Origin of the sequence: Paenibacillus forsythiae T98 (assembly GCF_000520735.1) — a bacterium.
GTDB classification, from domain to species: Bacteria; Bacillota; Bacilli; order Paenibacillales; family Paenibacillaceae; genus Paenibacillus_AQ; species Paenibacillus_AQ forsythiae.
In genome coordinates this window covers 1-577 of the sequence record NZ_ASSC01000514.1, presented here as the reverse complement: position 1 = coordinate 577, position 577 = coordinate 1, and the positions used below count along the sequence as shown (strand labels likewise).

The following is a 577-nucleotide window of genomic DNA, read 5'->3' as shown; positions in this document are numbered from 1 at the left end:
TAGCGGCGGTATCCCCACCTCTCGGCGTACTGCGCCAGATCGAGCGCGTTCCGCAGCGCGTCCGCCGCCGTGCCCTCCTCCGTAATTGGAGCCAGGTCGAGCACGGACACGGGTATATCTCGAAGCTGTTTCATGTACAAGCCTCCTGTCATAATACGTAATGCGGCGATTATACCACAACTTATCACTATTTACATACTTTAAGTAAGTATAGGGAGGCTATATCGAATCAACTGATTGCCGTTAGTGGGCAGAGTGGTCGACTGGTTGCCGCAGCGGGCAGAGTGGTCAACTGGTTGCCGCAGCGGGCAGAGTGGCAGGTTTAATCGCTGTGTGTTACGACCGGGAGAACGACTCCTATAATTGGGAGAGGGATAACATTGGATGGGTATGGATAACTGTGAGAACGGAGCATTTCGATGCGTCCTTCAAGGACGCCGTTAGTCGTTTCTTCTTGTTGAGGTGGGAATCAGGGGGATACGGGGGACAGTCCATTATTCCGGGAATCCAGGTGCCGCGATGACTTTGGGTGATGAGGCGGCAGGAAGAAAGCCTGAAATTGTGCATCTTTTGGCCG

At 53.6% G+C, this 577-nt stretch carries 1 pseudogene; it reads right to left on the bottom strand.

Annotation, left to right across the window (positions count from 1 at the left end):
• Positions 1 to 134: pseudogene (locus tag L692_RS31885) on the bottom strand (LLM class flavin-dependent oxidoreductase); the annotation flags it as partial.
• Between the last annotated feature and the right edge of the window lie 443 nt (positions 135 to 577).